The sequence below is a fragment of the Desulfarculus baarsii DSM 2075 genome (genome assembly GCF_000143965.1).
GTDB classification, from domain to species: domain Bacteria; phylum Desulfobacterota; class Desulfarculia; order Desulfarculales; family Desulfarculaceae; genus Desulfarculus; species Desulfarculus baarsii.
The window spans coordinates 3,430,872-3,456,420 of the sequence record NC_014365.1 but is presented as its reverse complement, the minus strand read 5'-3'; the positions used below and the strand labels follow the sequence as shown (position 1 = coordinate 3,456,420).

General features: G+C 65.4%; 24 protein-coding genes. 9 read left to right on the top strand and 15 right to left on the bottom strand.

Annotated features, from left to right (window positions below):
* Positions 1-228: 228 nt before the first annotated feature.
* Together DEBA_RS18495 and DEBA_RS18985 are read right to left on the bottom strand one after the other, a co-directional pair.
* On the bottom strand, positions 229-381 hold the full coding sequence (locus tag DEBA_RS18495) for a hypothetical protein (RefSeq protein WP_187288572.1): 153 nt from the start codon (positions 379-381) through the stop codon (positions 229-231).
* A gap of 68 nt (positions 382-449) precedes the next feature.
* Positions 450-2,921, bottom strand: coding sequence for a 1-acyl-sn-glycerol-3-phosphate acyltransferase (locus tag DEBA_RS18985; RefSeq protein ID WP_013259909.1), 2,472 nt, complete (start codon positions 2,919-2,921; stop codon positions 450-452).
* A gap of 160 nt (positions 2,922-3,081) precedes the next feature.
* On the opposite strand from DEBA_RS18985, the gene DEBA_RS15580 reads away from it, so the two are divergent.
* Positions 3,082-4,071, top strand: a complete 990-nt coding sequence (locus tag DEBA_RS15580; RefSeq protein ID WP_013259908.1) for an aminotransferase class IV — start codon at positions 3,082-3,084, stop codon at positions 4,069-4,071.
* A gap of 137 nt (positions 4,072-4,208) precedes the next feature.
* Here DEBA_RS15580 and DEBA_RS17480 read toward each other — a convergent pair whose 3' ends face one another.
* Positions 4,209-5,057 carry a glycerophosphodiester phosphodiesterase gene (locus tag DEBA_RS17480; RefSeq protein ID WP_013259907.1) on the bottom strand — a complete coding sequence of 283 codons (849 nt, stop codon included), beginning with the start codon at positions 5,055-5,057 and terminating at the stop codon, positions 4,209-4,211.
* A 235-nt stretch (positions 5,058-5,292) separates the two neighbouring features.
* Here DEBA_RS17480 and DEBA_RS15570 point away from each other — a divergent pair, with 235 nt between their 5' ends.
* A complete protein-coding gene (locus DEBA_RS15570) occupies positions 5,293-5,586 on the top strand; it encodes a hypothetical protein (RefSeq protein ID WP_013259906.1) in 294 nt (97 codons plus the stop codon).
* A 60-nt stretch (positions 5,587-5,646) separates the two neighbouring features.
* On the opposite strand, the gene DEBA_RS15565 is transcribed toward DEBA_RS15570, so the two are convergent.
* From DEBA_RS15565 to DEBA_RS15545, 5 genes are all read right to left on the bottom strand, one after another.
* A complete protein-coding gene (locus tag DEBA_RS15565) occupies positions 5,647-6,714 on the bottom strand; it encodes a M42 family metallopeptidase (protein ID WP_013259905.1) in 1,068 nt (355 codons plus the stop codon).
* Positions 6,715-6,731: 17 nt separating this feature from the next.
* A complete protein-coding gene (locus tag DEBA_RS15560) occupies positions 6,732-7,856 on the bottom strand; it encodes a hypothetical protein (protein ID WP_013259904.1) in 1,125 nt (374 codons plus the stop codon).
* Positions 7,857-7,886: 30 nt separating this feature from the next.
* Positions 7,887-8,144 carry a hypothetical protein gene (locus DEBA_RS15555; protein ID WP_013259903.1) on the bottom strand — a complete coding sequence of 86 codons (258 nt, stop codon included), beginning with the start codon at positions 8,142-8,144 and terminating at the stop codon, positions 7,887-7,889.
* 103 nt (positions 8,145-8,247) lie between these two features.
* On the bottom strand, positions 8,248-8,427 hold the full coding sequence (locus tag DEBA_RS15550) for a hypothetical protein (protein WP_013259902.1): 180 nt from the start codon (positions 8,425-8,427) through the stop codon (positions 8,248-8,250).
* Between the two features lie 208 nt (positions 8,428-8,635).
* A complete protein-coding gene (locus DEBA_RS15545; protein ID WP_013259901.1) occupies positions 8,636-8,917 on the bottom strand; it encodes an integration host factor subunit alpha in 282 nt (93 codons plus the stop codon).
* Between the two features lie 601 nt (positions 8,918-9,518).
* On the opposite strand from DEBA_RS15545, the gene speD reads away from it, so the two are divergent.
* Together speD and speE are read left to right on the top strand one after the other, a co-directional pair.
* Entirely contained in the window at positions 9,519-9,935 is a 417-nt protein-coding gene (gene speD / locus DEBA_RS15540; protein ID WP_013259900.1) for an adenosylmethionine decarboxylase, read from the top strand.
* 52 nt (positions 9,936-9,987) lie between these two features.
* Entirely contained in the window at positions 9,988-10,902 is a 915-nt protein-coding gene (gene speE / locus DEBA_RS15535) for a polyamine aminopropyltransferase (RefSeq protein ID WP_013259899.1), read from the top strand.
* Positions 10,903-10,943: 41 nt separating this feature from the next.
* Here speE and DEBA_RS15530 read toward each other — a convergent pair whose 3' ends face one another.
* Together DEBA_RS15530 and DEBA_RS15525 are read right to left on the bottom strand one after the other, a co-directional pair.
* A complete protein-coding gene (locus DEBA_RS15530; protein ID WP_013259898.1) occupies positions 10,944-12,386 on the bottom strand; it encodes an MltF family protein in 1,443 nt (480 codons plus the stop codon).
* Between the two features lie 12 nt (positions 12,387-12,398).
* The gene (locus DEBA_RS15525; RefSeq protein ID WP_013259897.1) at positions 12,399-13,130 is read right to left on the bottom strand and encodes a hypothetical protein; all 732 of its coding nucleotides are present in this window, start codon (positions 13,128-13,130) and stop codon (positions 12,399-12,401) included.
* Positions 13,131-13,277: 147 nt separating this feature from the next.
* On the opposite strand from DEBA_RS15525, the gene DEBA_RS15520 reads away from it, so the two are divergent.
* From DEBA_RS15520 to DEBA_RS17920, 3 genes are all read left to right on the top strand, one after another.
* Positions 13,278-13,913 (top strand): MBL fold metallo-hydrolase, encoded by a 636-nt coding sequence (locus DEBA_RS15520; RefSeq protein WP_013259896.1) that lies wholly within the window; start codon positions 13,278-13,280, stop codon positions 13,911-13,913.
* A gap of 138 nt (positions 13,914-14,051) precedes the next feature.
* Entirely contained in the window at positions 14,052-15,104 is a 1,053-nt protein-coding gene (locus DEBA_RS15515; protein WP_013259895.1) for a GNAT family N-acetyltransferase, read from the top strand.
* Between the two features lie 44 nt (positions 15,105-15,148).
* Positions 15,149-16,150 carry a polysaccharide deacetylase family protein gene (locus DEBA_RS17920; RefSeq protein WP_013259894.1) on the top strand — a complete coding sequence of 334 codons (1,002 nt, stop codon included), beginning with the start codon at positions 15,149-15,151 and terminating at the stop codon, positions 16,148-16,150.
* Between the two features lie 335 nt (positions 16,151-16,485).
* Here the strand turns inward: DEBA_RS17920 and DEBA_RS15505 are convergent, their stop codons facing one another.
* Together DEBA_RS15505 and DEBA_RS15500 are read right to left on the bottom strand one after the other, a co-directional pair.
* The gene (locus tag DEBA_RS15505; RefSeq protein WP_013259893.1) at positions 16,486-17,679 is read right to left on the bottom strand and encodes a glycosyltransferase; all 1,194 of its coding nucleotides are present in this window, start codon (positions 17,677-17,679) and stop codon (positions 16,486-16,488) included.
* 61 nt (positions 17,680-17,740) lie between these two features.
* Positions 17,741-17,941, bottom strand: coding sequence for a hypothetical protein (locus DEBA_RS15500; RefSeq protein ID WP_013259892.1), 201 nt, complete (start codon positions 17,939-17,941; stop codon positions 17,741-17,743).
* A 127-nt stretch (positions 17,942-18,068) separates the two neighbouring features.
* On the opposite strand from DEBA_RS15500, the gene DEBA_RS15495 reads away from it, so the two are divergent.
* Positions 18,069-19,193, top strand: a complete 1,125-nt coding sequence (locus tag DEBA_RS15495) for a glycosyltransferase (RefSeq protein WP_013259891.1) — start codon at positions 18,069-18,071, stop codon at positions 19,191-19,193.
* Here DEBA_RS15495 and DEBA_RS15490 read toward each other — a convergent pair.
* Entirely contained in the window at positions 19,190-20,440 is a 1,251-nt protein-coding gene (locus DEBA_RS15490; protein ID WP_013259890.1) for a glycosyltransferase, read from the bottom strand. The two genes, DEBA_RS15495 and DEBA_RS15490, sit on opposite strands and share 4 nt — an antisense overlap.
* A gap of 164 nt (positions 20,441-20,604) precedes the next feature.
* Between DEBA_RS15490 and DEBA_RS17475 the strand changes: the two genes are divergently transcribed.
* The gene (locus DEBA_RS17475; RefSeq protein ID WP_013259889.1) at positions 20,605-21,399 is read left to right on the top strand and encodes a glycosyltransferase family 2 protein; all 795 of its coding nucleotides are present in this window, start codon (positions 20,605-20,607) and stop codon (positions 21,397-21,399) included.
* Between the two features lie 18 nt (positions 21,400-21,417).
* Here DEBA_RS17475 and DEBA_RS15480 read toward each other — a convergent pair whose 3' ends face one another.
* Together DEBA_RS15480 and DEBA_RS15475 are read right to left on the bottom strand one after the other, a co-directional pair.
* Entirely contained in the window at positions 21,418-23,094 is a 1,677-nt protein-coding gene (locus tag DEBA_RS15480; protein ID WP_013259888.1) for an AGE family epimerase/isomerase, read from the bottom strand.
* 26 nt (positions 23,095-23,120) lie between these two features.
* Positions 23,121-25,532 carry a tetratricopeptide repeat protein gene (locus DEBA_RS15475; RefSeq protein WP_013259887.1) on the bottom strand — a complete coding sequence of 804 codons (2,412 nt, stop codon included), beginning with the start codon at positions 25,530-25,532 and terminating at the stop codon, positions 23,121-23,123.
* Positions 25,533-25,549: the final 17 nt, after the last annotated feature.

Sequence of the window (25,549 nt, the reverse complement as noted above, 5' to 3'; positions counted from 1 at the left end):
CTTAATCTTTCTCTTAATCTTAATCTTTCTCTTAATCTTAATTCTTATATCATCGCCTTCGCCTTGCCCTTATCTCAAACCTTGATCATCGACCATTTTATTAATTATTACAATATATTACCCCGACAAAAAAACAACCACGGCGGGCCACCCAAACCAAACCAAGCCAAACCAGCTCAGCTCAGCTCAGCCCAAGCCACGTCCACGGCTTCCGCGAAAAAGCTCCTCTCAGCGCCGATCCAGCGGAACCACGGCCAGACGCGAAAGTTTTTTGAACAAGGCCAAACGTTCGACCAAATCCAGGTCGAAGTAGATCGGCGAGCTCATCAGACAGGCCAAGACTTCCCGCGCCTCGGCCATGGTTTGTTTGCATCCGCCCATGGCGACCTCCCTGTCCGACCAATGAATCTTGTTCATTTTATCGGCAGATTTGGCTGAATCCTTGAGCGTCATTGGTCGTCATCGGCGTTTTTGCCGGCGCAGATGGTCTCGAAGGCGTCGCTGAGCACGGGCAGATCCAGGCCCAGTTCGGCGGCGGCTTCGTGGGCCAATTGCAGGTCGGCCAGGACTTGGACGCCGTGCCCGTCTTCTTTCATTTGGCGGTCGAGTTTTTGGGCGGCGGCGGGGATATCTTTTTGTTTTCGGGCCAGGCGGCCCAGGTCGCGGCCGAAGTCGCGGATATCGCCGTCGAAGCTGGCGGTGACGTAGGTGGTGATGAAGGCGTGGCTGCCGGCGCGGAAGGTGTCTTCGGAGGCGCCCATGGCCAAGGCCAGGCGGCGGGTTTCGCCGGCGCCGTCGGCCATGAGCCGGCCGACGTCCTGGGGGCGGTGGGGCCGGTCGGAGCGCATGACGAAGTTGACCCACATGGCGTAGATGCGGGCCATGGTGTCGGCGACCTGGACGCCCACCGGGTCCAGGCTGAGGGTGACGCCGGCCGGCGGCAGGTTGAACAGGTCGGCCAGTTGGGACAGGCCCGGCTGTTGCCCGGCCAAGATGCCTTTGACCGGCGCGGCGTTGACGATCTCCTCGGGGTCGACCGGGCCGGTCAGGGCGAAGGCTTCGACCTCGCCGCGGCCCAGGCGGGTGGCCATCTGGCGGGCGACGGTGATGGCCGGCCGGCGGTGGCCGGGCAGCAGGCCGCGGGTGGCGATGATCAATTTGAAGGGGTGGTCGGTGGCGCGCAGGATGGCTTCCAGGCGTGCTTCGAAGTCTTCGGGGGTGCTGGCGATGATGATTTCGCTGGCCTTGCGGAAGGCGCTGGGCAGATCGTGGGTGACGAAGATATTTTTGGGCAGCAGCACCTCGCTGAAGCGGCCGGAGCCGGTGCGCCGCAGGTTCATTTCGTCGACCAGCTCGCGCCGCGTGTCAAAGAGGGTGAGGCTGGCGTTGTTGTAGCGTTTGTCTTCCAGCAGGCGCAGGCCCACCAGCCGAGCGATGGCGAAGCCCCAATAGCCCGCGCCGACGATGACGAGGTTTTGGTCGGCGGTGGGTGAATAAATGCGGCGGTCGGCGTGGGTGGCGTAGAACGACAGCCCGGCCTCGCTGCGCACCAGGGGCAGTTTGAGTTCATCGCGGCGCAGGCGCGAGATGATCCCTCGCCGGCGCAGGGTGGCCAGGCCGTCGGCGATGACGCGGTCGAGGGGGTTGTGGCGGATGAAGTCTTCCAGGTCTGGTTCGTGGCCGAAGGTGCTCTGGTGATATTCGCGGATCAGCTCCAGTTCTTGGCTGACGGCCGCCTCCAGATCGCGGATGCGTTTGCGCCGGGCGCTGACCAGGCCTCGGGCCACCAGTTGCGAGGCCATGATCTTTTTGGAGCGGGCGATTTCGCGAATGCAGTGCAGGGAGACGAATTCATCCAGGGCCAGGCCGCCCTTGTCGGCCTCGTGCAGGGCTTTGAGTTCGCTGAGCAGCCAAGGCCGAGGCATGTTGAGATAGGCTCGGCCGTAGAGGTTTTGGGCCATGCGCAGGGGGAAGGTTTTGGGGTGGGCGATGATCTTGCCCAGGCCGCGCCAGAAGCCGACGCCCCGGAACCAGGCCCGGCCGCCGCCCCGCGCGCACAGGGGCAGGTCTTCGGGCACCACCGAATAGGATAGGGCGATGGGTTGGACGACCACGTCGTCGCTGACGTCCAGGGCCCCGCGCAGGGTGACCAGGCGGCGCGGATAGCGCAGGCTGCCGTCCTTGGTGCGCGCGCCGCCGGCCCAGGCCTCCAGGAAGATGCCCTGCTGGCCGCCGATCTCGCTGATGGCGCGGCAATAGTTGTAGAGCGCGGCCATCTGGTGGCGATTGGCCCCCTGGCGCAGCACCACGTAGAGGCCCAGGTTGAGCAGCTTGCCCAGGCTTTTGATGCGCATCATGTTCTGGCCGGCTGCGAAAAGGGGCAGGCCCAGACGCGCATGCTGCCAGAGCATGTCGATGAGGAATTCGTCGAAGTGCGTGGAATGGTTGACCAGGTAGACCACGCCCTTGCCGGCGGCCATGTGGGCTTGCAGCTGACCGACGTGGGCCAATTCGCGCTTGTCTTTGGACGTAAAGGGATAATCCGGGTCGTCGAGGTCGAAGAGATAATCGAAGAGCGTGGCGATGGCCGTGGCCGCCCAGATATGCTGCTGGCTGTCGTAGCGCACGCGGATTTCGTCGATCAGTTGGGCGGCGGTCTGCGGATCGATGGGATCGCCGTTTTGGGCGGTTTGTTGGATGAGCAAGTCGATGGCCAGTTCGCTCAGTTGGTCCTGGTTGTCCCAGGCCGGCGGCAGATCCTTGAATTTCTCGCGTATGCGGCGGGCCGACTCGGAATTGGCGAAGAAGCGGGCCAAGCCGAGGAAATCGACGCGGTCGAAGGTGTTCACCAGTGTCCGCGAGTAGAGTTTTTTCAGCTTTTTAGGCATGCTTTTCAGGATGTTGGCTTTACCTGGGGCCATGGGTAACCTCCTTGATGGCGCGCCTGGCCCACAACCTGGGGCCTATTTTACGCTAGCTGAATTATTCATGCGCGCGCCCGCCAGCGCAAGTGCTATCAGCAGTGGCCGGCGGCGGTGAAAATGCTTGCCGGTGGCTGGCGCGGGGTGTAGAGTCTGGCCCATGAGTGGATTTGCCGACATGAAGGTGCTGGATGAGCAAACGGCCGTGGCCCGGCTTCGGGCTGTGGAGCGTCCGTGGGCTGCTGAATATTTCGCCATGTATTCCACGTGGTTGGGCGGCATTGTCACCCAGCCGTGGCTGATGAGCGCCCCGCTGGACGATCATCTGGTACATCGTGGAGACGGCGTGTTCGAGGCTTGCAAGTGCGTGGCCGGCCGGGTTTATCAGTTCGATCGCCATCTGGACCGCCTGGCCAACTCGGCCCATTCCATCCATCTGGATTTGCCGCATACGCCCGGCGAGTTCAAGGCCCTTTGCGCGGCCGTGGCCCGGGCTGGCGGCCGCGCCGACTGCATGATCCGCATCTACGTCAGCCGTGGCCCCGGCGGGTTCACCACCAACCCCTTCGAGTGCCCGCGGCCCGGCGTCTACGTGATGGTCTCCAGCCTGCACGCGCCGGCGGCCCAGGCCTACGAGTTGGGCGTCAACATGGGCGTCAGCCGCGTGCCGGCCAAGAGCGGCTTCTACGCGGCGGTCAAGAGCTGCAACTACCTGCCCAACGTCCTGCTCAAGCGCGAGGCCGTCAGCCGGGGCTGGAGCTTCGCCGTGGGCGTCGACGACAACGACCACCTCACCGAGGGCGCCACCGAAAACTTCGGTCTGGTCGACCAGAACGGCCGCCTCTGCCTGCCCGAGCCCGACAACATCCTCGAAGGCACCACCGCCCGGCGTTGCGTGGAGCTGGCCGGCCGTTTGGTCGAGGAGGGCCTGCTCAAGGAAGTCGTGCGTGGCCCGCTGACCGTCGAAGACCTGGTGGCGGCCAAGGAGGCCATGTTCTTCGGCACCACCCTGGACGTCCTGCCGGCCAGCCGCCTGGACGGCCAGGCCATCGGCGACGGCAAGGTCGGCCCGGTGGCCCGCCGCTTGCTGGCCCTGATCCGCGACGACATCAAGCACAACCCCGACGCATCCACGCCCATCGGCCTCTAGGGGCTGGCAGGTTGGGGCCTGGCGGGTTGGGGGCTGGCAAGTTCCGCACATAAAACGCTGGGTTAGCTCAACCGCGCCGCCTCCGCGCCCAGCGGCCTCCAGGGGCCGGCATCCGACCATCCATCATTATTTCATGCTCATCGCGCGGCTTTGGCTCCGCCCTGTTTGTCGATCATGGCGCGCAGGGCCGCCGGGTCGTCGGCGAAAAAGCCGTCGCAGCCCAGCTCCAGGGCCCTGGCCATGGCCGACGGCGTGACGCTGGCGTCGGCGTAGGGCAGGGCCAGCAGGCCGGCTCGGTGCAGGCTTTCGGTCAGATCCCGCGTGACGCTGGAGATGTGAAAGTTGAACGCGCGCGCGCCGATGGCCTGGCAGAGCATGGCCGTGTCGATGCCCGGCTTGGGGCCGTGGGCCAGCACGGCCAGGTTCAGGCGCGGGTTGATGGCGCGGGCCATCAGCAGGGCGTCGAAGCTCATGCTGGAGACCACCGTCGTGCGCTCCAGGCCGCAACGGGCTATCTCGGCCAGCGTCAACTCCACCACCGTCCAGCCCGGCAGGGGCAGGCACAAAGCCTCGGCCTTGATCTCGACGTTGATCAGCGTTCGTTGGCCAAAGGCCTCAAAGACCTCGGCCAGGGTGGGTGGGCGTTGATCGGCCAAGCGTGGGTCGAACCAGCCGCCGGCGTCCAGGCCGCGCAGTTGCTCCAGGGTGTGCATGGCCACCAGGCCGTGGCCGTTGGTGGTGCGCTCCAGGGTGGCGTCGTGGATGACCACCAGTTGGCAGTCGGCGCTGAGCTGGACATCGAGTTCGATCATGTCGGCGCCCTCGGCGATGGCTTGCTCAAAAGAAGCCATGGTGTTTTCCGGGCGGCGGGCCGGGCAGCCCCGATGGCCGATGACCAGCGGCGTGGGTCTCCCCAGAAAATCGGCCGGACCGGCCAACAGCATCAGGGCCGCCAAAACGGCCAGGCTCAACAAGATCAGGCTCATGACAATGCTCCTCCGCGCGGGTTGTTTCAGGATAACCCAGTGGCGGCCGGGGCCCAAAAAAAATTCTCGGCCGATCGACCGTGATTACGGCCAGATGAATCGACGCTGGCGCTTTGGTCCGGCTTTGTGGCCCTGCGAACCGCAAAAAGCCTTCAAGGAACCACACTGGCTTACCGATTAATAGAGTGTCCACGGCGTATTGGGAGCGCCGCAGGAGGGGACTCGGAGGATAGTCGTGAGCCAATTAGGCCATTGGGTGGCCAACTGTCAACCCGAGCGCGTGACGCGCATCGTCACGGCCAGCGTCTACGAGCTGGTGGTCGGGCCGCCCAAACCAAACCAGATTCAGACCATGGACGACCTGCTGGAGCAGGGTTTGGTCGGCCTTTACCGCACCGGGCGCAAGGACGCCACGCGGGCGCGGGAAGATCAACGACGTTACCTGGCCGAGTCGGACTTCGACCCCACCCCGGCCTTGCTCAAGGGCTTTTTCGGGCCCATGGGCGGCGACGGCGATCTTTCGGCCTGAGCGCCAAACCCGCCTGGCAATCCGGTCGGCCTTCTGGGCCGGCCTTTGTTTTTGCCGGCCTCAGCGCCGGCCAGCCAAAAGCTCGGCCAACTGGCCCGCCGAACGCGCCCAGCGCTCCAGCACATCGACGGTGGCGGCCAGGTCATCCAGGTTGATCAGCGAAACAGGCGAGTGGATGTAGCGGCCGGGGATGGAGAGCACCCCGCAGGGCACGCCGCCCCGGGCCAAATGGATGGCCCCGGCGTCGGTGCCGCCGTAGGGTGGCGTCTTGCGCTGGATGGGCGCGCCGATGGCCTTGGCCGCCTCTTCCAGCGAATCGACCATCGCCCAGGGCACGACGATCCGCCCGTCGAGCACCGTGACCACCGGCCCCCCGCCCAGCGTGCTGACCTGCTTGGCCGGATCGGCCCCGGGCGTGTCGGCCATGGTCACGTCCACGGCCAGGGCCAGGTCCGGATCCAGGTCGAAGGCGGCGGTGGTGGCCCCGCGCAGGCCGACTTCCTCGGCCACGGCGAAGTTGCAGACCACGCCCAGGTCGGGTGGATCGATGGCCAGGCGGCGCAGCAGCTCCAGCAGCGCCGCGCAACCGGCCCGGTCGTCCAGGTTGCGCTGATAAAAGCCTTTTGCGCCCAGGCGGCCGCCGCCGGCGTCGGCCACCGCCGGCGAGCCGACCTCCACGCCGGCCTCGCGGGCCTCCTGTTCGCTGGCCGCGCCGATGTCGACGAACAATCGCTCGATGGGCAGGGCCTTTTCGCGGTCGGCCGGGGTTTCCAGGTGGGGCGGCAGGAGGCCGACCACGCCGACGACCTCGCGGCCCGGCCGGGGCTGGATGATTACCCGCGCGCCTGGCAGCACGCGGGGCTCGAAGCCGGCGGTGGCGGCGATGCGCAGCCAGCCGCCCTGCTCGATGCGCTGGACGACGAAACAGACCTCGTCCATGTGGGCGTCGAGCATCAGAAGGGGCCGGCGCTCGGGGTTGATCCAGGCGCGCAGGTTGCCCATGCGGTCGGTTTCCAGACGATGGGCGTGGGGCCCGGCCAACTGGCCGATGAGGGCGCGCACCTGGTCCTCGCGGCCCGAGGGGCCCAGGGGCGCGCAGAGGGCGCGGAGAGTCTCGAACAGGTCCATTGGCTTCTCGCGGCTTGTCAGTGTTTGGTGGGCTCGTCTTCGTCGTCCTGGCGCGCGAAATAGGCCCGCAGGTAGTGAAAGGCCTTGGGCGTGCTTTCGCAGGCCACGGGCACGGAATCCAGGCGGCCCTGGTCGATGAGCATCTCGCACATGTCGTTGACGAAGGTGGCGTAGAGATCCAGGTCGTCGGGCGAGTTGTAATACGATTCCAGCAGGTTTTCCACGTCGCGGCCCAGGGCGAAGTGGCGCAGCACCTCAAAGAGGTGGGCCTCGTCGCTGGTGCCGACGAAGATCAGATGGGGGCAGCGGGTCAGCTCTTTGATCACCCGGCCCAGGGCCAGGCTGGATTGCCGGCCGCAAAAGGGGCACTGGGCGGTGATCACGGGGTTTTCCTGGTGCCGGGTCGGTGCGTGCTCGGCCAGGTCGTCGGCGGTCAGATCCAGCGCGGGGAGCAGGCGCCGCAACAGGCCCAGGCCTTGGGGCTGGGCGCTGGCCGCCGCGGCCCAGCGCCGCCAGGCCTCCACCACCGCGCCCAGGGCCAGGGCGTCGGCGGGGCGCTGGTCGCCCTCGGTCAGCCAATACAGAAGCTCCAGGTCGCTGTGGCATTGCCTGGCCTCGGGCCGGGCCAGCAGGGCGGCGGCGACCTCGGCCAGTTGGGCCGGCGGGTTGTCCGGGTCCAGGCCGGCGGCGCGCAGGCCACGGCCGGCCAGCACGTCGATCTCGGCGGCGGCGGCCTGGCGCAGCTCCATGTTTTGATGCAGGGCGCTGGCCAGAAAATCCTCGACCACGTCGAAATCGCGGGGGTCCAGGCGGCCCTCGCTCACCGCCGGCAGCGACAGCAGCATGCGGTGGAACAAAAGCGGGCGATCGACGCGCATCTCGGCCAGGGCGTGGGCCAACTCGACGGCGTGGTCGTCGATGGCGAAAAGCCACTCCAGGGGCTGGCCGTCCTGGCATTGTTCGGGGTGTACGGTCTGGGCGACGACGGCGGCGCGCACGAAAAGGTCAAAGGCCTCTTCGTCCTCCAGGCCCAGCAGGCCCGGCTGGCCAAAGAGGAAGGCCGGCCAGTCTTCCAGGCGTAGCGGCGAAAAAAAAGCGCCTTCCAGGATGGCCCGGATGGTGGGTAAGGCGTTCTGGTTCATCGACGCACCCCCTCCGAAAAACGATGTGGACTAATGGGCGTGGGGCTCTTTCAAAAACAGGGCGTGATACTCGTCTTCATCGAAGTGGCGACGCAGCAGGCGGCTGACCAGGTCAAAGACATGGCCGAGCTCCTCGTCGCTCATGCGCGGCAGGATCGCCGCCATGCAGTCGTCGTCGGAAAACATCTGTAGATAGGCGTTGACCGCCTCCTGGTCGGTGGCCCGGTCCAGGCCGAAGGCGATGAAGCCGTCGAGGGTCTCGATGAAGCGGTGGCTGAATTTGGGCATGGCCTCGCATCCTGGTTTGGCGCGCGAAAAAGGCGCGACGGAAACAGTCGATCCGCCAAAGGTTACGCGAGGCCGGCGGCGGGGTCAAGGCCCCTTGGCTGGCTCAGCGCTGGCGCGGGGCCAGCAGGCCGTTGCGGGCCAGGATGCCCTTGGCCGCGGCCACGACGAGTTCGTCGTCGGCCAGGGCGTCCTGCAGGGCTTCGAACAACTGGCCAACGGTCAGGCGCACGGTTTTGCCGTATTGTGTTTGGGCCTGGTCGGCCGTGGCGCTGTTGGCGGCCATTTCTCACCTCCCGATGTTGTTGAGAGCGAGAAATGCACGATGCGCGCCAAAGGCGTTGCGGCCAAAATAAGATGTTAAATCAGCTAGATATTCTTTGATGCGCCGTGAGGCGGTGCGAAAAAATAACGCCATCCCGCGAAAAAAATACCCAGCGGACGGCGTTTCGCCGATCCTGCTCCCACGCTTGGCCAGGGGGCTGGCGGCGGTGTTATGGCTGAATCTTGGCCTTGAGCACCCGCGAAGGCCGGAAGGTCACAACCCGGCGTGGCGGCAGGGTCAGCGGGTCGCCGGTCTGAGGGTTGCGGCCACGGCGCTGGTTCTTGTCGCGGACCGACCACTTGCCGAATCCGCTGACCAGCACCTCATCGCCCGAGCCCAGGGCCTCCTTGATCAATCGAAGCGATTCTTCGATGGAGTCGGCGGCTTCGGCTTTGGTCAACTGACCATTGGCGTAGACGCGCGCGATAATGTCCGCTTTGGTCAGAGTCATATCCCGTCCCCTTATGAGAAAAAGCCTTTCATTTATGTTAGGCCCACGCCTGGCTGGCGTCAATATGGATAACCAAAGATAACCGTTCGGTAAAGCCGGTTTGTTCACCAGTTGCCCACATTGTGGGATAATTAATGATAACGCAGCGTTAATAAAAAGCATAACAAAAAGGCGTCGTTTTTTGATCGGCGGGGTTAAAGCGCTATTGACGGCCTGGGGGCGATGGTGTATCAATTGCGGTCGCTGAACATACTTTTTGATGCGCCGCGTTCCGTTGTCGGGTCGCGGCGAACGAGTGAAAAGGGGGACCCCATGCGGCGCTCCCTCGCCCCAGGCCGATAAGTTTCGGCGTGGATCGCGGGCGGAGTGGTTTGAGGCGCAAATAATTCAAGCAGCCCTCGCCGGTCTGGCGAGGCGCCGACTTGCAGCGCTGGTTGGCCCGTTGGCCGGCCTGGGGTTCTGCGGCTGGATGGCCGCGTTTAGATGTTTCCGGCCGATGAATCAAGGCGCTGGGCCTAGGCTGGAAAAACCCTGGCAACCTGGACGCGGCAAGCGGCTCCCCCGGCGGGAGGCCGAGGCCGGCGTCACGCGGGGGATGGCAATGAAAGCACTGGGCCAACACCTCATCCTCGAACTCCACGGCTGCCCCGCCGCCATTCTGGATGATCCCCAACGAATTGAAGCGGCCATGATCGCGGCGGTGGAAGCGTCCGGCGCCACGATGATCAAGCCTTATTTCCACCAGTTCGCGCCCCAGGGCGTCAGTGGCATGATCATCATCAGCGAGTCGCATTTTTCCATCCACACCTGGCCCGAATACGGCTACGCCGCCCTCGACGTGTTCACCTGCGGCGACGTCATCGACATGGTCGCGGCCACCAACAGCCTGCGCGAAGGCCTGGAGGCCAAAAACGTCCAGCAGATGATGCTCAGCCGGGGCATCCTGGATCTGCCCGACGATATGATCCACCACAAGCCCCAAAGCAAACCGGCCGCCGCCGCCGGCGGGTTGACTTGACTGACCAGCCCGCGGGCCACGGCACGGCCGACATTGAAGCTGGTTCACTCCGATGCCGGAAAAAATCGGACAGATAGCCACTAACGCCGTCACGGCCGGGGAGCTCTACCTGGAGCCCCCCGAGCTCGACGGTTCCTTACGCGCTTGCTTCCAGATAGACGAGATCCTCGAAGACATCCAGTCGTCTTATCAACACGTCCAGGTGGTGCGGGCCGGCGAGTTGGGCCCCATGCTCCTGCTCGACGGCGTGCCCCAGACGTGCCTGTTCGACGAGGCGGCCTATCACGAGATGCTGGTGCACGTGCCCATGTTGACCCACCCCGAGCCCCAGAACGTCCTGGTGGTCGGTGGCGGCGACGGCGGCGCGGTGCGCGAGGTGCTCAAGCACCCCGAGGTCCGCGACGTGGTGCTCTGCGAAATCGACCAGGCCGTGGTTGAGGTCAGCCGCCGGCATCTGCCCGAACTGGCCGCCAGCCTGGATGACCCCAGGGTCACCGTGCGCCACCAGGACGCCGCGCGGTTCATGCGCCAAAAGCAAAACGACCTGGACGTGATCATCATCGACAGCTCCGACCCGATCGGCCCGGCCGCCGAGCTGTTTGGCCGGCCGTTCTACGAAGGCGTGCGTCAGGCCCTGCGGCCCGGCGGCGTGGCCGCGGCCCAGATGGAGTCTTTTTTCTTGTACGAGGAGCTGATCGGCCAGGTGATGGGCTTTTTGGACGAGATGTTCGACAGCGCGGCCTATTATCTGACCAACGCGCCGACCTATTCCTCGGGGGTCATGGGCATGGCTATCTGCGGGCTGGGCCCCGATCCCCTTCAGCCGCCAGATCCGGCCCGGGCCGCCGCCCTGGGACCGCTGGACTATTACAATCCGGCCCTGCATCGGGCCGCCTTCGCCCTGCCCCAGCGGGCCCTGCGCCTGATGCCGCCGGCCGTGGCCCAGCGCCAGGCGGCCTGCCCATAGGCGCCAAGCAAACCCGCGCAAACACCAGGCTCGCCTTTGGTTCAGTTGTCGGCGAAGTCGCCTTGACGGCGGCGCTGATCGAACTTGTAGGCGGCGTAGATCTTGTTGACGCGGCGCACGAAATGCACCGAATGGTCGCTGAGCACCTTGTGGGCGGCCACCTCCGACTGCCAGAACCAGACGTTGGGGTCTTGGCCCATGTCGCAGGCCCTTTCGCGCAGGGTCGACAGCCGCCGTGGCCCGGCGTTGTAGGCGGCCAGGGCGAAGAGCATGCGGTCTTCCTCGGCCATGTCGCGGTCGGTGAAGCAGGTGTCGCGAATCTGGGCCAGATAGCCCACGCCCAGGCGGATGTTTATCTCCGGGTCTTGCAACTGGGCGGCGTTGTAACGGCGGCCGCCGCTGCCGCCGGGCCGCAATTGCATCACGCCCACCGCCCCGCCGGGCGATTTGGCCTTGGGGTTGAAGCCCGACTCCACGAAGGCCAACGCCGCCACCAGCAGCGGATCCATGCCGGCCTTGGCGGCGTACTTGTCGATGTAGGGCCGGCACTGCGCGTAGCGCCGCATGTTCTTGGCCGAAAACGGGTTTTTCAGCCGTTGAGCGGGCCGGCAGTGGTTTTTGAATTTGGCCCGGCTCAAGACCGCCGACTGCCGGCGACCGGCCAGGAATTCGTCCAGGCTGGCCTTGAGCAGGGGGTTGCTCGGCCGCACCATCCAGGCCAGGCGATCGCCCTTGGCCAAGGCCAATTTGCGGTGCAGCGCCAGGCCGGGCAAGGCCTGGGCCCACAGTTCGGCCATGTGGCTGTCGGCCACGGTGATGGGCACGATGCCGGCGCTGACCATCTCCAGGATGTCCTCGGTGGCCAGGGTCTCCTCGGCCGGGACGATCTTGATCGGAGGCAGCCCCCGGGCGGCCAGGCTCTGGTTGAGCCGCAGCAGATTGTCGAAATAGCTGCTGGAACGGCGCACGCAGACCTCACGGCCGGCCAGGTCGTCCAGGCTCTTCAGCCCGCCGACTTTTTTGCCGCTGACGATCCATTCTTCCACGCCGTCGAGGTAGGGCGCGGTGAAATCGGCCTGGGCCGCGCGTTTGTCGGTGATGGTCAGGCCGGCGGCGATGACGTCCACGCGGCCTTCCAGCAGGGCCGGGATCAGCCTGTCGCGGGTCATGGGCACGAAGAGCAGGTCAACGGGCGGCTGGCCCTGGGCGCGTCGACGCTCGTTGAGGCGCAGGCGGTATTTTTCGGCCAGAGAGTATTCGTAGCCCGTGGGCCGGCCTTTTTGAAAGAAGAAGTAGGTGGGGGAATAGGCCACGCCAAAGCGAATGAAACCGCGCTGTTCCATGGCCGGCAGATCGTCGACGAAGCGGGCCTTGGCCAGGTCGGGCGGCGGTTCGGCCTGGGCCGGCGGCGGCCAGAACAGGCCCCATAGGGCCAGCCACAGGGCCGCCAGGCCGATCGGGCCGAAACGTCGTTTGCCGCTCACGCCGGGCTCCGTCTAGCGCCAGCGGAAGATGTCGCCGCGGTCGTTGACCAGCCAGGGCCGGCCGCCGTCGTCGACGGCGATGGCCACGCCGGCCCCGCCGGCCGGCCGCCAGCCGCCGCCCGTGAGCTGATAGACCTCGAAGCCGCCGGGGGCCCGTCGCCGGCTGACGATCCAGACCCGGCCGCCGCCCGCGCCGATGTCCACGGCCTGGCCCGGCAGTTGCCGCCAGCCCATGCCCTCCCAGCGGAAGATGTCGCCACGGTCGTTGACCAGCCAGGCCACGCCGCGATCGTCGACGGCGATGCGCACGCCCGCGCCGGGCATGCGCTCCCAGTCGCCGCGATTCCAGCGCCACACGCCGTAGCCGCCGCTTTCACCGCTGACGCCCACGGCCCAGACCTGGCCGCCGCCGCAACCGATATCGCTGGCCTGGCCGGGCATGGCCCGCCACGCGCCGTCCCAACGCCAGACGCGGCCCTGGTCGTTGGTGACCCAGACGCCGCGCCGTCCGGCGGCGATGCGCACGCCCGCCCCGCCAAGGGCCTGCCAGCCGCCGCCATCCCAACGCCAAATGCCAAAACCGCCGCCGTCGGTGCGGTTGGAGCCGATGCAATAGGCCTCGTCACGCCCGGCCGCGGCGATGTCGGTGGCCTGGCCGGGCAGGCGCTCCCAGTCGGCCAGGGCCGGCGTGGAAAGGGCGATGATCGACAAGATGAACAAAAGCACCCGCAATCCGCGCGGCATGACGTCCTCCGCATAATATACGTATCAAAACAAGTTCTATAGAGTTTGCCCCAGCCGGCGGCGTTTGGCAAGCCGCTTGTGTGGACGCCGTCGCGGCGCCATGCTATCTTGGCTCGAAGACCGAACCAGCCAACCCCGGGAGGCGGCATGAAAGTGATCCAACTGCTGGTGGGCGACATGCAGGTTTTCGCCTACCTGGTGGCTTGCGAAAAAACCGGCGAGGCCGTGGTCATCGACCCGGCCGGCAACGAAAACCAGATCCACGACCACGCCGTCAAAAACGGCATGCGCATCGTCAAGATCATCAACACCCACGGACACCCCGACCACACCTGCGGCAACGCGGCCATGAAAAAACTAACCGGCGCGCCCATCGTCATCCATCAGGCCGACGCGCCGCACATGGCCAGCCGCCAGGCCATCGAGTTCGCGCGCATGCTGGGCTGCGCCGGCTCGCCGCCGGCCGACGAGACCGTCGCCGACGGTGACGTCATCCGCGCCGGCCAGGAAGTGGCCTTGCAGGTGCTGCACACGCCGGGCCACTCGCCGGGCTCGATCTGCCTCTACACACCGGGCCACGTCTTCACCGGCGACACGCTTTTTGTCGGCGCGGTGGGCCGCACCGATCTGCCCGGCGGCTCGTGGAAGGTGATGAGCCAGGCAATCCACTCGCGCATCATGACCCTGCCCGACGAAACCATCGTCTGGCCCGGGCATCACTATGGCATGAGCCCCAGCTCCACCGTCAAGGAAGAGCGCCAGGGCAACCCGTTCATCAATTAGTCGCCCGCGCCGGCGGCCACGGCTCGCTTGACTGGCTAAAGCAATGATATATATCATACTAGAATATAAAGGGATGGCGTTCGTATAAGGAAAAATCGCCGGCAAGCGTCACACCAAGTTCGCGCGGGATGTGTAGCCATGAACAACAATTTGGCAAGCCGCGAAATATCGGATTTTTTGAGCAAGCATTTTCCGCAGCTAAATCAGCTAAGCAGCGCTGAGTTTTACGACTGGAAAATTTTTAACTCGCCATTTGGTCGGGGCCAAATCATTTTAGAAATTGCCGGCGGCGAGGTGGCCGCCACCGCTTCGTTGACAGTCAAACCACTTATCATCAACGACCAGGAAACAATTGGCGCGGAAATAGGCGACACCTTCACGCATCCGGCGCATCGGCGTAAGGGGCTGTTCTCGAAGATGGTGCGCGGTTGTCTAGACTACGCCAAGGAAAATGGCATGGCGCCGATATATGGCACGCCAAACAGACAGTCATTGCCCGGCTATGAAACGAAGCTAGGCTTTCCCCGGTGCGAAAGCGCATCGGTTAAGGACATGTTCAAAGAGATAGACAGGAAATTTTTGATCGCAAAAATTGCCGGCAAGGTTCGCAACAGATTGTTAGCGACAATACTCGGTAACGTATATTGGCTGGTCATCGCTACCAGAAATAAAATCGGTTCATTTAACGCCACTCGGATCGACTGGCATGAGATATCATCCTTTCCTCCCGGCCTGAACTCTCGATGGGCTACTAGCCGAAAAGACTACTCATTCTTTGTCGGACGCGACACCGATTATCTTAACTGGCGCTTTCACAGCAACCCAAATTCTTACAGGATGTTTTTGGGGATGATCAATGGCATCGCGCGCTGCTATTTCGTGAGTAAACTGATAAAGCAAGGCGACCATCATATCGGATACCTGTGCGACTATGTGTGTTGGAACGACGATATGAAGATGTTCAGCGCCATGCTGGGTATGGCGGAAAAGTCACTTGCAAAAGACGGGGCGATGGGCGTTGAATTGTATTGCGGCAGGAATTCGCCATACTTCAAAATCGCCCGCCGTCTCGGCTATCGTCTCATCGGCGACATCGTGGTTATCGCCGCACAAAGCTCAGCCCATGGCAAGACGCTTATCGAGTCGAAACAAAAATGGCACTTCACCATGGCTGACGCCGACGGCGTATGACCCAAGGCATGTTAATCCTTGCACGCGTGGCTGGAAACCAGGTTATGAAAAACAAAAAGCTGATGGTCGCCAAATTGCTTGACTCCGTTGGCGTGTTGCGCGGAATTATGCCCCGGGACGGCCTGAGTGTCCTGTGCTATCACCGCGTGGCCGCCAGTGAGGAGACCATTGAGTCATGCGCCTATGACAGCGGAGTTTATAGTTGCACCAGCGATATTTTTAAAGCGCAAATCGCATGGCTGAAGAATAACACTAACATTTTAAGTCTGGATGGGTTGCTGAAATTATTGCGGGGAGAATTGGCCGAAAAGGGACCGTACTCCTTGATTACATTCGACGACGCCTATCAAGATGTTTATTCTGTAGCCTATCCTTTATTGAAACAAATACATGCGCCATCCATACTTTTTGCGCCCAGCAAACTCGTGGAGGAAGGCCGTCTCGGCTGGTGGGACATGGTGGCTTTTATTCTGAAGCAAGCCAAGCGCAAACGCTTTGACTACGATGGAGAAAAATTTGATTTAACCGACAACATAACTCCGGCGATGCGCTATTTTCTGTCCCGATTCAAGCAAACGCCTTATCATTCCTGCGTCAACATCATGGGCGAGCTGGCTGCGCTGTGCGAAGTTGATTTGGCTGGTCACAGAGCGCACGCCGCCGAGTTGATGACGTGGGACCAGATCACCGAGGTGGCGCGAAACAACTTCGCCATAGGTTCGCACACTCACACGCACCGCGTATTGACCACGATAACGCCGGAAGAACAAATGGAAGAGCTGGCCTCCTCCAAGGCCATGATCGAAAAGCGCATCGCCCGCCCGGTGTTGGCCTTGGCCTACCCAGTCGGCGGAGCACGGCATTTTGACGCGCAAACCAAACAACTGGCGCGACAATGCGGTTACGAAGTGGCTTTTTCGTTTGGGGCCGGCAAAAATACTAGCATAAACGACCTCGATCGTTTCAATATTCATCGCTTTGAGCCGGCCAGGCAGATCCAATTGCTCGCCGGTCAATGTGCATTGCCTGGCGTCTTTTTGCGCTAGCTACAGCCATTGGTGGCGACCGAATTGCGTGTCTGACGCAGCAATTGCGCGATGTCGCGGCGACGGTGGTTTTTGGCGGGGAGCATGGGCGGGCGGTCACACCCTGATCAGGCGCAACAACGGCTCGAAGGAATATAACGCCGCCCGTCGGCCCGAGGCCTCCTCGCGCGGCGTGATTCTTGGCGCATGGCCGCCGCTATCGGCGTAACCGTCAATAATTTCGCAAAAATGAGAGACAAAGTGGTTAGCCGTGAACCGGTTGACGACAAGTCGGCTTGCTGCTCGAATTTTGCCGAAAGTGAGGGGCGAGGCAATGCGCCGCTACGATTCGCGCCTCAGGCCGCTTTGCCCGCCGCCCGGCGCAGCACGCCAAACAGCGTCGCCGCCGAGTCCGTCCAAGAGAGCGCGCCACTGGCGGCGGCCACTTCCGTGGGCCGAGAGGCGTGGCCCAGCAGGCTGGCCACGGCCCTGACCAGAGCCGCCGCGTCGCCGGGCGTGACAAGGGCGGCGTGGGGGTTGCCGGTCAGCAGCTCGGGCACGCCGCCCACGGCAAAGGCGGCCACGGGCAGGCCGGCGGCCAGGGCCTCGCGCACCACGTTGGGCGAGCCCTCGGCGCGGCTGGTCAGGCAGAGGCAGTCGGCGGCGGCCATGAAACGAGCCACTTGGGCATGGGGTTGATCGCCGGCCCAGAACACCCGCCCGGCCAGGCCCGCCTGGGCCGCCTGGGCCGCCAGGCGTGAACGCAACGGGCCCTCGCCCAGCATTATCAGCCTGGCCTCGGGCAGGCGTCCCAGGGCCTCGATGGCCAGCCACGGCTGCTTGACCTCCACCAGCCGACCCACGAAAAGCAAAAGCGGGCCATCGGTGGCCAGGCCCAGTTCGCGGCGGCAGGCGGCTTTGTCGCGCGGCTGAAAAAGCGCCGTGTCCACGCCGTTTGGCGCGACAAAGACTTTCGCGGCCGCCGCGCCCAACTCGCGCGCCCGCTGGGCCAGGGCCTGGCTGGGGCAAACCACCGCCGCCGCTCCGGCCAGGGCCGCCTCGATCAGTGGCCGGCGGCGCGGGTCGTTGGGTTGGTCGTTGACATCGCTGCCGTGGAGTTTCAGGACCAGGGGTAGGCCCAGGGCGTGGGCCAGGCGCAGGCCGGCCCAGCCGTCGGGATAGGCCCAGGTGGCCAACAGCACATCCGGGCGCGAGGCGCGTGCCGCCGCCAGCACGGCCCGTCGGGCCGAAAAATAATAGCACCAGCCATGGAGCTGACGCGCGAAACCAGGCGGATAGAAGTAGCATGGCCGGCGCACGGGAAAACCGGCGGCCGGCCGGCCCGCGCCTCGGCCGCGCAGCCACAGCGGCCACGGCGTGGGAGCCACCAGTGACAGCCGGCACAGCTTGGCCAAGGCCGCGAAAAGCTGTCTGTTGAAAGACGCCGCTCCCGGTTGGGCCGGATTGGGGTACTGGCTGGTCAGGGCCAACACGCCCAGGACGCCGCCGGCGCGGTTGGTTTCGGCGCTTTGCGGCGACGATTGCTCCACCTTTTCCCCGAGCCCTCCACCATGAACGGAAATTTTTACGACAACCCTCTTTATTCGGATGCTATCGTCGATAAAGCCGCCAGGCAAGCGCAATCAGCCACACGCCAAGGCCGAGGAGCATGATCATCAGCGACAGCACCAGCATCATGCCGCCTTCGCGGTTGGCGTGGGAAAAAGCGTCCAGAAGCGGCACGAAGGAGCTTATGGCCGTCAGGCCCAGCAAGGCCAGAATGGCGGCCAGGAATTTATGCGAACGCCGCATCACGAGTCGCCTCCGTTGATTAGCTTAAATCAAACATCTATCTTATTGACAATTTTAATAATATGACTATTAATCGGCTCATGCAACCATGTGAACGGTAGGATTTTTTCTACCGACCGAGGCGCTCGTGACAGAAAAAAACATAACCGTGCTACATGTCTGCGCATCTTTGGCCACCGGCGGGCTGGAGCGGGTCGTGTTGGAGTTGGCGCGTAGCGCGCCCTCGGTGGGCCTGCGCGCCCAGGTGGCGGTGATGAGCGGCGGCGGCGCGTTGCAGCCGGCGGTGGAGGCGGTCGGGGCCAAGGTGCACCTGCTGGGCAAGGCCCCTGGCCTGCGGCCGGAGGTGGCCTGGCGGCTTGCCGCCGTGGCCAGGGCCACGGGCGCGGCGATCATCCACGCCCACAACCAGGGCCCCATGCTCTACGCCGGCCTGGCCGGGTTGATCCTGGGCCGGCCGGTGATCGGCACGCGCCACGGCCAGAGCCGCACCGACCAGACCTGGGGCCCCCAGCGGCGCTATCGGGCGCTCAGCCGCCTGGCCGGGCGGCTGTGTCGCTACACCGTTTGCGTGGGGGGCGACGCCTTGGCCGTGGCCGCCACGGTCGATCGCCTGCCCAGAGAGCGCCTGCGCTTGATCCACAACGGCGTCGACACCGATCTGCTGCGGCCCGACGACGTGGCCCGGGCCAGGGTGCGGGTCGAGTTGGGTTTGACGCCGGATGATTTCGTCATCGTGGCCGTGGGTCGCCTGGCCCGCGAAAAAGACCTGCCCGCGGCGCTGGCGGCCTTTGAGTTGGTCCAAGCGCCCCACGCGCGGCTGTTGCTGGTGGGCGAGGGCGATCAGCGACCGGCGCTGGAGGAGTTGATCCGGGCGCGGGGTCTGGCCGGGCGGGCGCGACTGGTGGGCGAACGCCGCGACGTGCCGGCGGTTTTGGCCGCCGCCGACGCCTTTGTCAACAGCTCGCGCAGCGAGGGCCTGTCCATGGCCATTCTGGAGGCCATGTCCGTGGGCCTGCCGGTGGCGGCCACCGCCGTCGGCGGCACGGTGGAACTCGTCGCCGAGGGCGTCAACGGCTTTCTTGCGCCGGCTGGCCAGGCCGCGGCCCTGGGCCGGGCGCTGGCCGCGCTGGCCGCGGATCCGGCCCTGGCTGCCCGCCTGGGCGCGCGCGGTCGGCGCATTGTTGTGGAGCGCTTCAGCCTGGCGGCCATGGCCCAGGCCTACGCCGGGCTCTATGCCGAGGCGTTGGCCTAACGGCCCACGGCTTTATCCAGGGCCTGGGCCAGGAGCATGGTCAGGCGCGCGCGGTCGAACTCGGGCGGCGGCGTTTGGCGCGGCGGCGGCGGCTGATTGAGCCAGGCGGCCAACACGTCGGCCACGGCATGGGGCTTGTTGGGGGCCACCCGCGTCCCGCCGATGGCCTCGACCAGGGCGGCGGCCTCGCCGGGCGGGCAGATGGCCAGCAGCGGCCGACCGGCGGCGGCGTATTCAAAAATCTTGCCCGGAATGACCCGCTCGGAGCCGGGCAGATCGGCCAGGGTCAGCAGCAGGGCGTCGGCCCGCATCATCCGCTCGATGACCTGGGCGTGGGGCAGATAGCCCTTGGCCTCCACGCGCAGGCCGGGGATGCGTGGTTCGGTCACCTCGCCGCCGGTCACCCGGCCGCAGATCTCCACGGTGATGTGTTGGCGCATGCCCGGCGGCAGCAGGCGCAGGCCCCGCCACAGGGGCTCCAGGCTGGTCACGCCAAAGACCGTGCCGGCGTAGACGATGTGCAGGCGGCCGGCCTGACGCGGCAATGGGCCGGGTAGCTGGCCGGCGAAGTCGTCGGGGTCGTAGCCGTTGGGGATCCAGACGTATTTGTCGAACCCGCCGTAGAGGAAGCGAAAGCGCCGGCAATAGGCCGGGCTGGCGGCGGTGACCACGGCGGCTCGGTTCACCAGCCGTCGCTCCTGGGCGCTGACCAGCCTGTCCCACAAACCATGGGCCCCGGGCTGGAAGCCCTTGCTGTAATAGCCGCTCCACTCGTCGCGAAAATCCAACAACAACGGCAGATTGAGCTTGCGCGCCACCTGCTCGGCCAAAAAAAAGCTGGAAAACGGCGGGCCGCTGACGTAAACGGCCTGCACCCGCTGACGCCGAGCCACGGCCAGGGTCGGGCCCAGGGCCGTGGCCAGCCAGAGCACGTGGCGGTCGGGGAAAAGCAGGTTGTTGGCCAGGCGGCCGGCCAGGGAGCGCAACGTCGCGCCATCGCCGCCCGCGCCGCCAAAGGTCGCCTGGCCCACGGCGGGCTCCAGGCTTTTGACGCGTTCGATGAGCAAATCCGGCGGCAGGTCGCCGCTCAGGCTGGCGTCGCGGGTGGGGCCGGAGTGATTGGCGGCGGTGACCACCACCGGCCGCCAGCCGTGGCGGCCGATATACTTGACGAACTTGACCGGCCGCTGCACGCCGGCCCCACCCATGGGCGGAAAGGCGTAGGTGATGAACAAGAATCGCCGCAAGGCCCCGCTCCCGGTTGATTTCGCGCCCAGGTTCTCAGTATTGCCCCGGTTGCCGGCAAGTCAAGGCAAATCGCGCCGCGCCGGCGGCCGGCCGTGCTAACATTAATGTATGACGCATCCCAGGCCCAAGACAGCCCACCTCGGACCGCCAGCGGAGGCCGGCCATGGACCAAGAGCCCCTAGTTTCGGTGTTGATTCCGGCCTATAACATGGCCGACACCCTGGGCCAGGCCGTGGAGAGCCTCTTGGCCCAGGATTATCCCCGCTTCGAGGCCATCATCATCGACGACGGCTCCACCGATCAGACCGCCCAGGTCGCCCGGCGCTACCTGCCCGGCGGCCCCCACGCCGATGGCCGCGTCAGCCTGATCAGCCAGGCCAACGGTGGTAAGCCGGCCGCCCTCAACGCCGGCCTGGCCCGCGCGCGCGGCCAACTCGTGGCCATCCTCGACGCCGACGACACCTGGCCGCCCGCCAGCCTGAGCCTGCGCGTGAGCGCCCTCCTGGCCCGGCCCGACGCCGTGGCCGTCTACGCCGACGCCAACTACATGGATTTCGCGGGCAATGTCTACCGCACGCGGCGCTCGCGGCCCTTTCGCACCATGGGCCAGCTCATCGCCAGCGTCATCTGCCCGGTGATCGGGGCCAGCCTGATGGCGCGCATGGCGGTGCTGCGCGACATCGGTCCGCTGGACCCTTCGTTCACGCGCTCCGACGACGCCTACCTCAACGCCGAAGTCTTTCGCCGGGGCAAGATGATCCACCAGCCCGGCGTGGTTCTCAATTATCGCAACTATCCCCGCCCCGAAAACATCCGCCTGCGCCTGCTGTCGTGGCGCTGCGACCTGCGCCTGGCGCGGCGGCATTTTCGCGGGCCGGCCCGTTGGTACTATCTGGCCAAGCTCACGCTGGTGATGTTGTTGAAAGTTGGCTACGAGCTGGTCACGGCCAAAAAATAGGCCCCGGCGCGGGCGGGTTCATTTCTGGCTCTGGTACCAGTCGGTGCCGGCGGTGACGCGAAACCACCAGTTGAAGCGGCGCGGCGGCGAGAGGGGCAACTTGGGCATGCCGGCGGCGTCGCGGTTGTGGGCCTGCACGGCCGGCTCGAAGACCCAATCCACCGTGGGCCGCAGGCGGGCCATGGCCTGGGCCACGGCCGGATCGGGCCGGCCCAGCTTGCGGCCGAAATAGTCGGCCGCCACCAGCATGAAGTAGACCTCGGGAGCGTGCATGCGGCCCGACCAGGGATCCACCTCGGCGCGCACCGGCCCGCCGTCTGGGTTGATCAGGTAATAAGGCACGGTGACATCGGGCCTGTTGGCGTGCATGTTGGCCTGGTGCAGGCCGTGGACGGCGATGAAGCGGCCCAGGTCCATGGCCGCGCGCTCCACGCGCGCGTCGCCGCTGATCAGGTAATAGCGCAGCATGGCGTCGAGGTAGAGCGCGCTCATCCACGGGCTGCAAACCCAGGCGTCCTCCAGGCCCCTGGCGTCGTGGGCCCGGCCCAGGTGGGGCAGGCAACCCGTGCCGCGCGGCGCGCCGGGCGGCGGGTCTTGCTGGAGCTGGTAGCCGGCCTCGAAGATATCGCGGGCCGTGGCCAGGGCCTTGGGGTCGCCGGTCATTTCGTAATAGGCAGTGGCGCCCAAAAGCGAAAAGGCCAGGTTACGCTCGGTCCAGAAACCGCCGTCGGGCTTGTAGCGATAATTCCAGCCGCCAAAGGCCGGCGCGATGGCCTTGGCCGTGGCCAAAAGCGTTTCGTCGCCGGTGAGCCAATAATCAAAAAGCAGGCATTCGATGTAGGCGTATTTCACGTCGTGGCGGCGCTCGGCGGGCAGCAGGCCGAAGCCGCCGTCGGGGCCGATGCGCGAGGCGTAGTATTGGGCGGCCCGGTGGGCCTGGTTGAAGTGCTCGAACTTGCCGCTACGAAAGTAGGTCACGAAAAAGGTCGCGCCTCGGTCGTAGAGCCACGGCTCGTGATCGTTGGCGAAATCGATGTGTCGCTTGGCCGGCAGCTCGGGCGAGACTTCGTTGACGGCCACCTTGAAGTGATAGTGCATGGCCCGGTCGTAGAGGTCGGAGGCGCAATCCTCGAAGGCCGGCCGCAGGGGCCCCTTGAGCAGGCACTTGCCCAACCAGGCGGCGGGCAGGGTCACCATCAGGGGCGGCTCGCTGATCGCGCCGGCCGGATAGCCGCCGTTGTCCAGAGAAACCCAATCGGTGCGGCCGGGCCAGGCGTCGAGCTCGTTTTCGGCGCGGGGAGCGCCCCAGCGGACCACGTAGGTGCGCGGGGTGCTGGCGCCCATGAGCGTGCGGAACTGGATGCGCGCCGCGCGGATGCTGCCCGCGCCGGGCACGGGCTGGGGCCAGCGGGCCAGCACGTCCACGCGGATGGGCATCTCCATGCCCAGGTTGTCGAACAGGGCGATGTTTTTGGGGTCGGAGACGTAACCCGGCGGGAAGGGCAGGCCAAAGCTGGCCACGATGATCTGGCCCAGAACCTGCGGGTTGGCCCGCACCTCGATGGGCAGTTCGCCCTTGGTCTGGGCCGGCGCGAACAAGCCGGCATGGGCCGGGCTGGTTGGCGGCCCGGCCATGGCCGGCCAGGCGGCCAGCACGATAGCCAGGATGATGGTCGCTTTTCCGATTCGCCTCATGGCCACGCCCCCATCTGAATCGATCGCTACTCGCCGCCGCCCAGCTCTTGCAAGAGCTTCTGGATCTCCTGGCGGGTGGTTTGGTCGCCCTTTTGCGCGAGACCGTCGCGCAGGGCCTTTTTGGCCTCATTGGCCCGGCCCATCTTGGCCAGGGTGCTGCCCAGGTGATAATACACCGAGGCGTCGGTGGGGGCGAGCTTGCGGGCCTCTTCCAACTCGGGCAGGGCGCTGGCGTGAGCGCCGCGCAGGCTGAGCACCCAACCCAGGGTGTCCAACACCCTGGGATCACTGGGCGAGAGGCGCTTGGCCCGCTGGGCCAGGGTCAGCGCCTCGTTGAGGTTCTTGTCGCCGCCCTGGCCGGCCAGCAGATAGGCCAGGTTGTTGATGGCCGGGACGAAATCGGCGTTTTGACGCAGGGCCTGGCGATAGTCGGCCTCGGCCTGGGTCGGCTGGTCGGCCTGTTCGTGGAGTTGCCCCCGCGAGACCAGGGCCACCAGGCTGGTCGGCTCCAGGACGAGCACGCGGTCGAGCAGTTGGCTGGCTTTGTCCAGATCGCCGTCGAAGCGGCTGAGGGTGGCCAGGCCCAGCATGGCCGAGGTGTTTTCGGGGTTGATGGCCAAGGCCCGTTCGTACTGCTGGCGCGAAATCGCGGTTTGGCCCAGGCGCTGATAGACGTCGGCCAGGAAGGTGTGCACGGCGTCCTTGCGCTTGGCCTTGGCCAACTGGCTCTCCACGCGGGCCACGGCCCGTTGGGCCTGGCCTTGTTGCAGGTCGAGGAAGACCACGCGGCGCAGGGCCGGCAGGTAGTCGGGATCCTTGGCCAGGGCCAGCTCGTATTGAGCCGCGGCCTTGACCGGATCCTTGCGCGTCTCCAGCAGACGGCCCATGAGGTAGTAGCCCACGGCCATGTCCGGCCGCAGGCGCGTCAAGGCGTTGAAGTCGGCCTCGGCCTGGCTCAGGTTGCCCTGGCTCATGTAAAGCTGGCCGCGCATGCTCATGGCCTCGGCGTTTTTGGGCTCCTGCTTGATGATCTCGTTGACCTCGCCGATGGCCTGGGTGACCTCGCCGCCCTGGGCCTGGAGGCTGGCCATGAAAAAGCGGGCTCGGATGTTTTCGGGGGCCAGGGAGATGGTTTTGGCCACGTCGGCCTGGGCCAACTGGCGTTCGCCCAGGGCCTGATAAGCCATGGCCCTATAGAAATAGGCCTCGGGGCTTTCGGGCATGTCGCCGATGACCTGGGTGAAGCTGGCCACGGCCTGTTGGGCCTGGCCGTCCTCAAGCTGGATGCGGCCCTGCAAGGTCAGGGCGGCGGCGTTTTTGGGCCAGCGGGCCAAGACCTGCTTGATCTGCTTTTGGGCCAACTCCACGCGACCCTGCTCCAGGTTCAGTTCGGCCATGGCGGTCGGCGGCACGGGCGAATCGGGGGCGATTTTCTTGGCCTGGTCCAGATAGGCCTGGGCCTTGTGACCCTGGCCCCGCGAGGCGTAGAACGTGGCGGTGAGGATGCTGGGCCAGATGGAGTCCGGGGCCATGCGCACGGCTTCCAGATAGGTCTCCTCGGCCTTTTTCTCCTGGCCGGTGGTCTCGTAGAAACGGGCCAGCGAGAGGCGGTACGATTCGTTCTCGGGGTGGCGGGCGATGATTTCCCGCAGGGTTTTGCCGGCCTCGTCGGACTTTTGTCGGCGCATGAGCAACTCCACCAGCATCAACTGAAGCCGGGCCTCCTGGGGCCGCATGGCGATGGCCTCGCGCAGGGTTTTTTCGGCCTGGTCCAGCTTGTTTTGCTTCATGTAAACCTGAAGCGTCAGCAGGCGCGGGGTGAGCATGTCCGGGGCCAGGGCGACGGACTGGGCCAGGTCGGCCAGGGCCTGATCGTAGCGGTCGAGCTTGATGTATTCCTGGGCCAGCAGCACGTAAACGTCGGAGCGCTTGGGGTCGAGCTGCTTGGCTTGGCCGAGGGCGCGCACGGCCTCTTCGGCCTTGTCCTGGCTGCTGTAGGCCTGACCCAGCAGGATCAGGGCGTCGATGTTTTTGGGCTGGCGCTTGAGCACGTTGTTGGCCAACTCCGCGGCCTCGTCGCCGCGCCGGGCCAACAGCGAGACCTGGCCCAGCTTGATCTTGGCGTCGAGGTTGTTGTCGTCTAGCTGCACGACGTTGAACAACACGCGGTAGGCCTGGACCGGGTCACCCAGCTTGAGGTAGGTCAGGCCCAGGTAATAATGAGCGTCGGCCAGGCGCGGATCGTCTTTGATGGCGTTGCGTAGCTCCACCGATGCTTCCTTGAATTTGCCCGCCTCGAAGTAGGCCTTGCCTTTGGCCAGAAACGCTTGGCCGTCGGCCAGGGCCGCCGTCGCGCACAGGATCAAGCCCAGGGCCAAACCCAAGGCCACCCCCCAGGCCGCGCCCAGGGGCTTGCGGCCGCCAGTCGAACCGATCATCGCCTTCCTCCACGTCG

Excerpts from the sequence above, each read along its gene's own strand:
- DEBA_RS18495 (WP_187288572.1), bottom strand. The coding sequence starts at position 381 with ATGGGCGGATGCAAACAAACCATGGCCGAGGCGCGGGAAGTCTTGGCC.
- DEBA_RS18985 (WP_013259909.1), bottom strand. The coding sequence starts at position 2,921 with ATGGCCCCAGGTAAAGCCAACATCCTGAAAAGCATGCCTAAAAAGCTG.
- DEBA_RS15580 (WP_013259908.1), top strand. The coding sequence starts at position 3,082 with ATGAGTGGATTTGCCGACATGAAGGTGCTGGATGAGCAAACGGCCGTG.
- DEBA_RS17480 (WP_013259907.1), bottom strand. The coding sequence starts at position 5,057 with ATGAGCCTGATCTTGTTGAGCCTGGCCGTTTTGGCGGCCCTGATGCTG.
- DEBA_RS15565 (WP_013259905.1), bottom strand. The coding sequence starts at position 6,714 with ATGGACCTGTTCGAGACTCTCCGCGCCCTCTGCGCGCCCCTGGGCCCC.
- DEBA_RS15560 (WP_013259904.1), bottom strand. The coding sequence starts at position 7,856 with ATGAACCAGAACGCCTTACCCACCATCCGGGCCATCCTGGAAGGCGCT.
- DEBA_RS15555 (WP_013259903.1), bottom strand. The coding sequence starts at position 8,144 with ATGCCCAAATTCAGCCACCGCTTCATCGAGACCCTCGACGGCTTCATC.
- DEBA_RS15550 (WP_013259902.1), bottom strand. The coding sequence starts at position 8,427 with ATGGCCGCCAACAGCGCCACGGCCGACCAGGCCCAAACACAATACGGC.
- DEBA_RS15545 (WP_013259901.1), bottom strand. The coding sequence starts at position 8,917 with ATGACTCTGACCAAAGCGGACATTATCGCGCGCGTCTACGCCAATGGT.
- speD (WP_013259900.1), top strand. The coding sequence starts at position 9,519 with ATGAAAGCACTGGGCCAACACCTCATCCTCGAACTCCACGGCTGCCCC.
- speE (WP_013259899.1), top strand. The coding sequence starts at position 9,988 with ATGCCGGAAAAAATCGGACAGATAGCCACTAACGCCGTCACGGCCGGG.
- DEBA_RS15525 (WP_013259897.1), bottom strand. The coding sequence starts at position 13,130 with ATGCCGCGCGGATTGCGGGTGCTTTTGTTCATCTTGTCGATCATCGCC.
- DEBA_RS15520 (WP_013259896.1), top strand. The coding sequence starts at position 13,278 with ATGAAAGTGATCCAACTGCTGGTGGGCGACATGCAGGTTTTCGCCTAC.
- DEBA_RS15515 (WP_013259895.1), top strand. The coding sequence starts at position 14,052 with ATGAACAACAATTTGGCAAGCCGCGAAATATCGGATTTTTTGAGCAAG.
- DEBA_RS17920 (WP_013259894.1), top strand. The coding sequence starts at position 15,149 with ATGAAAAACAAAAAGCTGATGGTCGCCAAATTGCTTGACTCCGTTGGC.
- DEBA_RS15500 (WP_013259892.1), bottom strand. The coding sequence starts at position 17,941 with ATGCGGCGTTCGCATAAATTCCTGGCCGCCATTCTGGCCTTGCTGGGC.
- DEBA_RS17475 (WP_013259889.1), top strand. The coding sequence starts at position 20,605 with ATGGACCAAGAGCCCCTAGTTTCGGTGTTGATTCCGGCCTATAACATG.
- DEBA_RS15480 (WP_013259888.1), bottom strand. The coding sequence starts at position 23,094 with ATGAGGCGAATCGGAAAAGCGACCATCATCCTGGCTATCGTGCTGGCC.
- DEBA_RS15475 (WP_013259887.1), bottom strand. The coding sequence starts at position 25,532 with ATGATCGGTTCGACTGGCGGCCGCAAGCCCCTGGGCGCGGCCTGGGGG.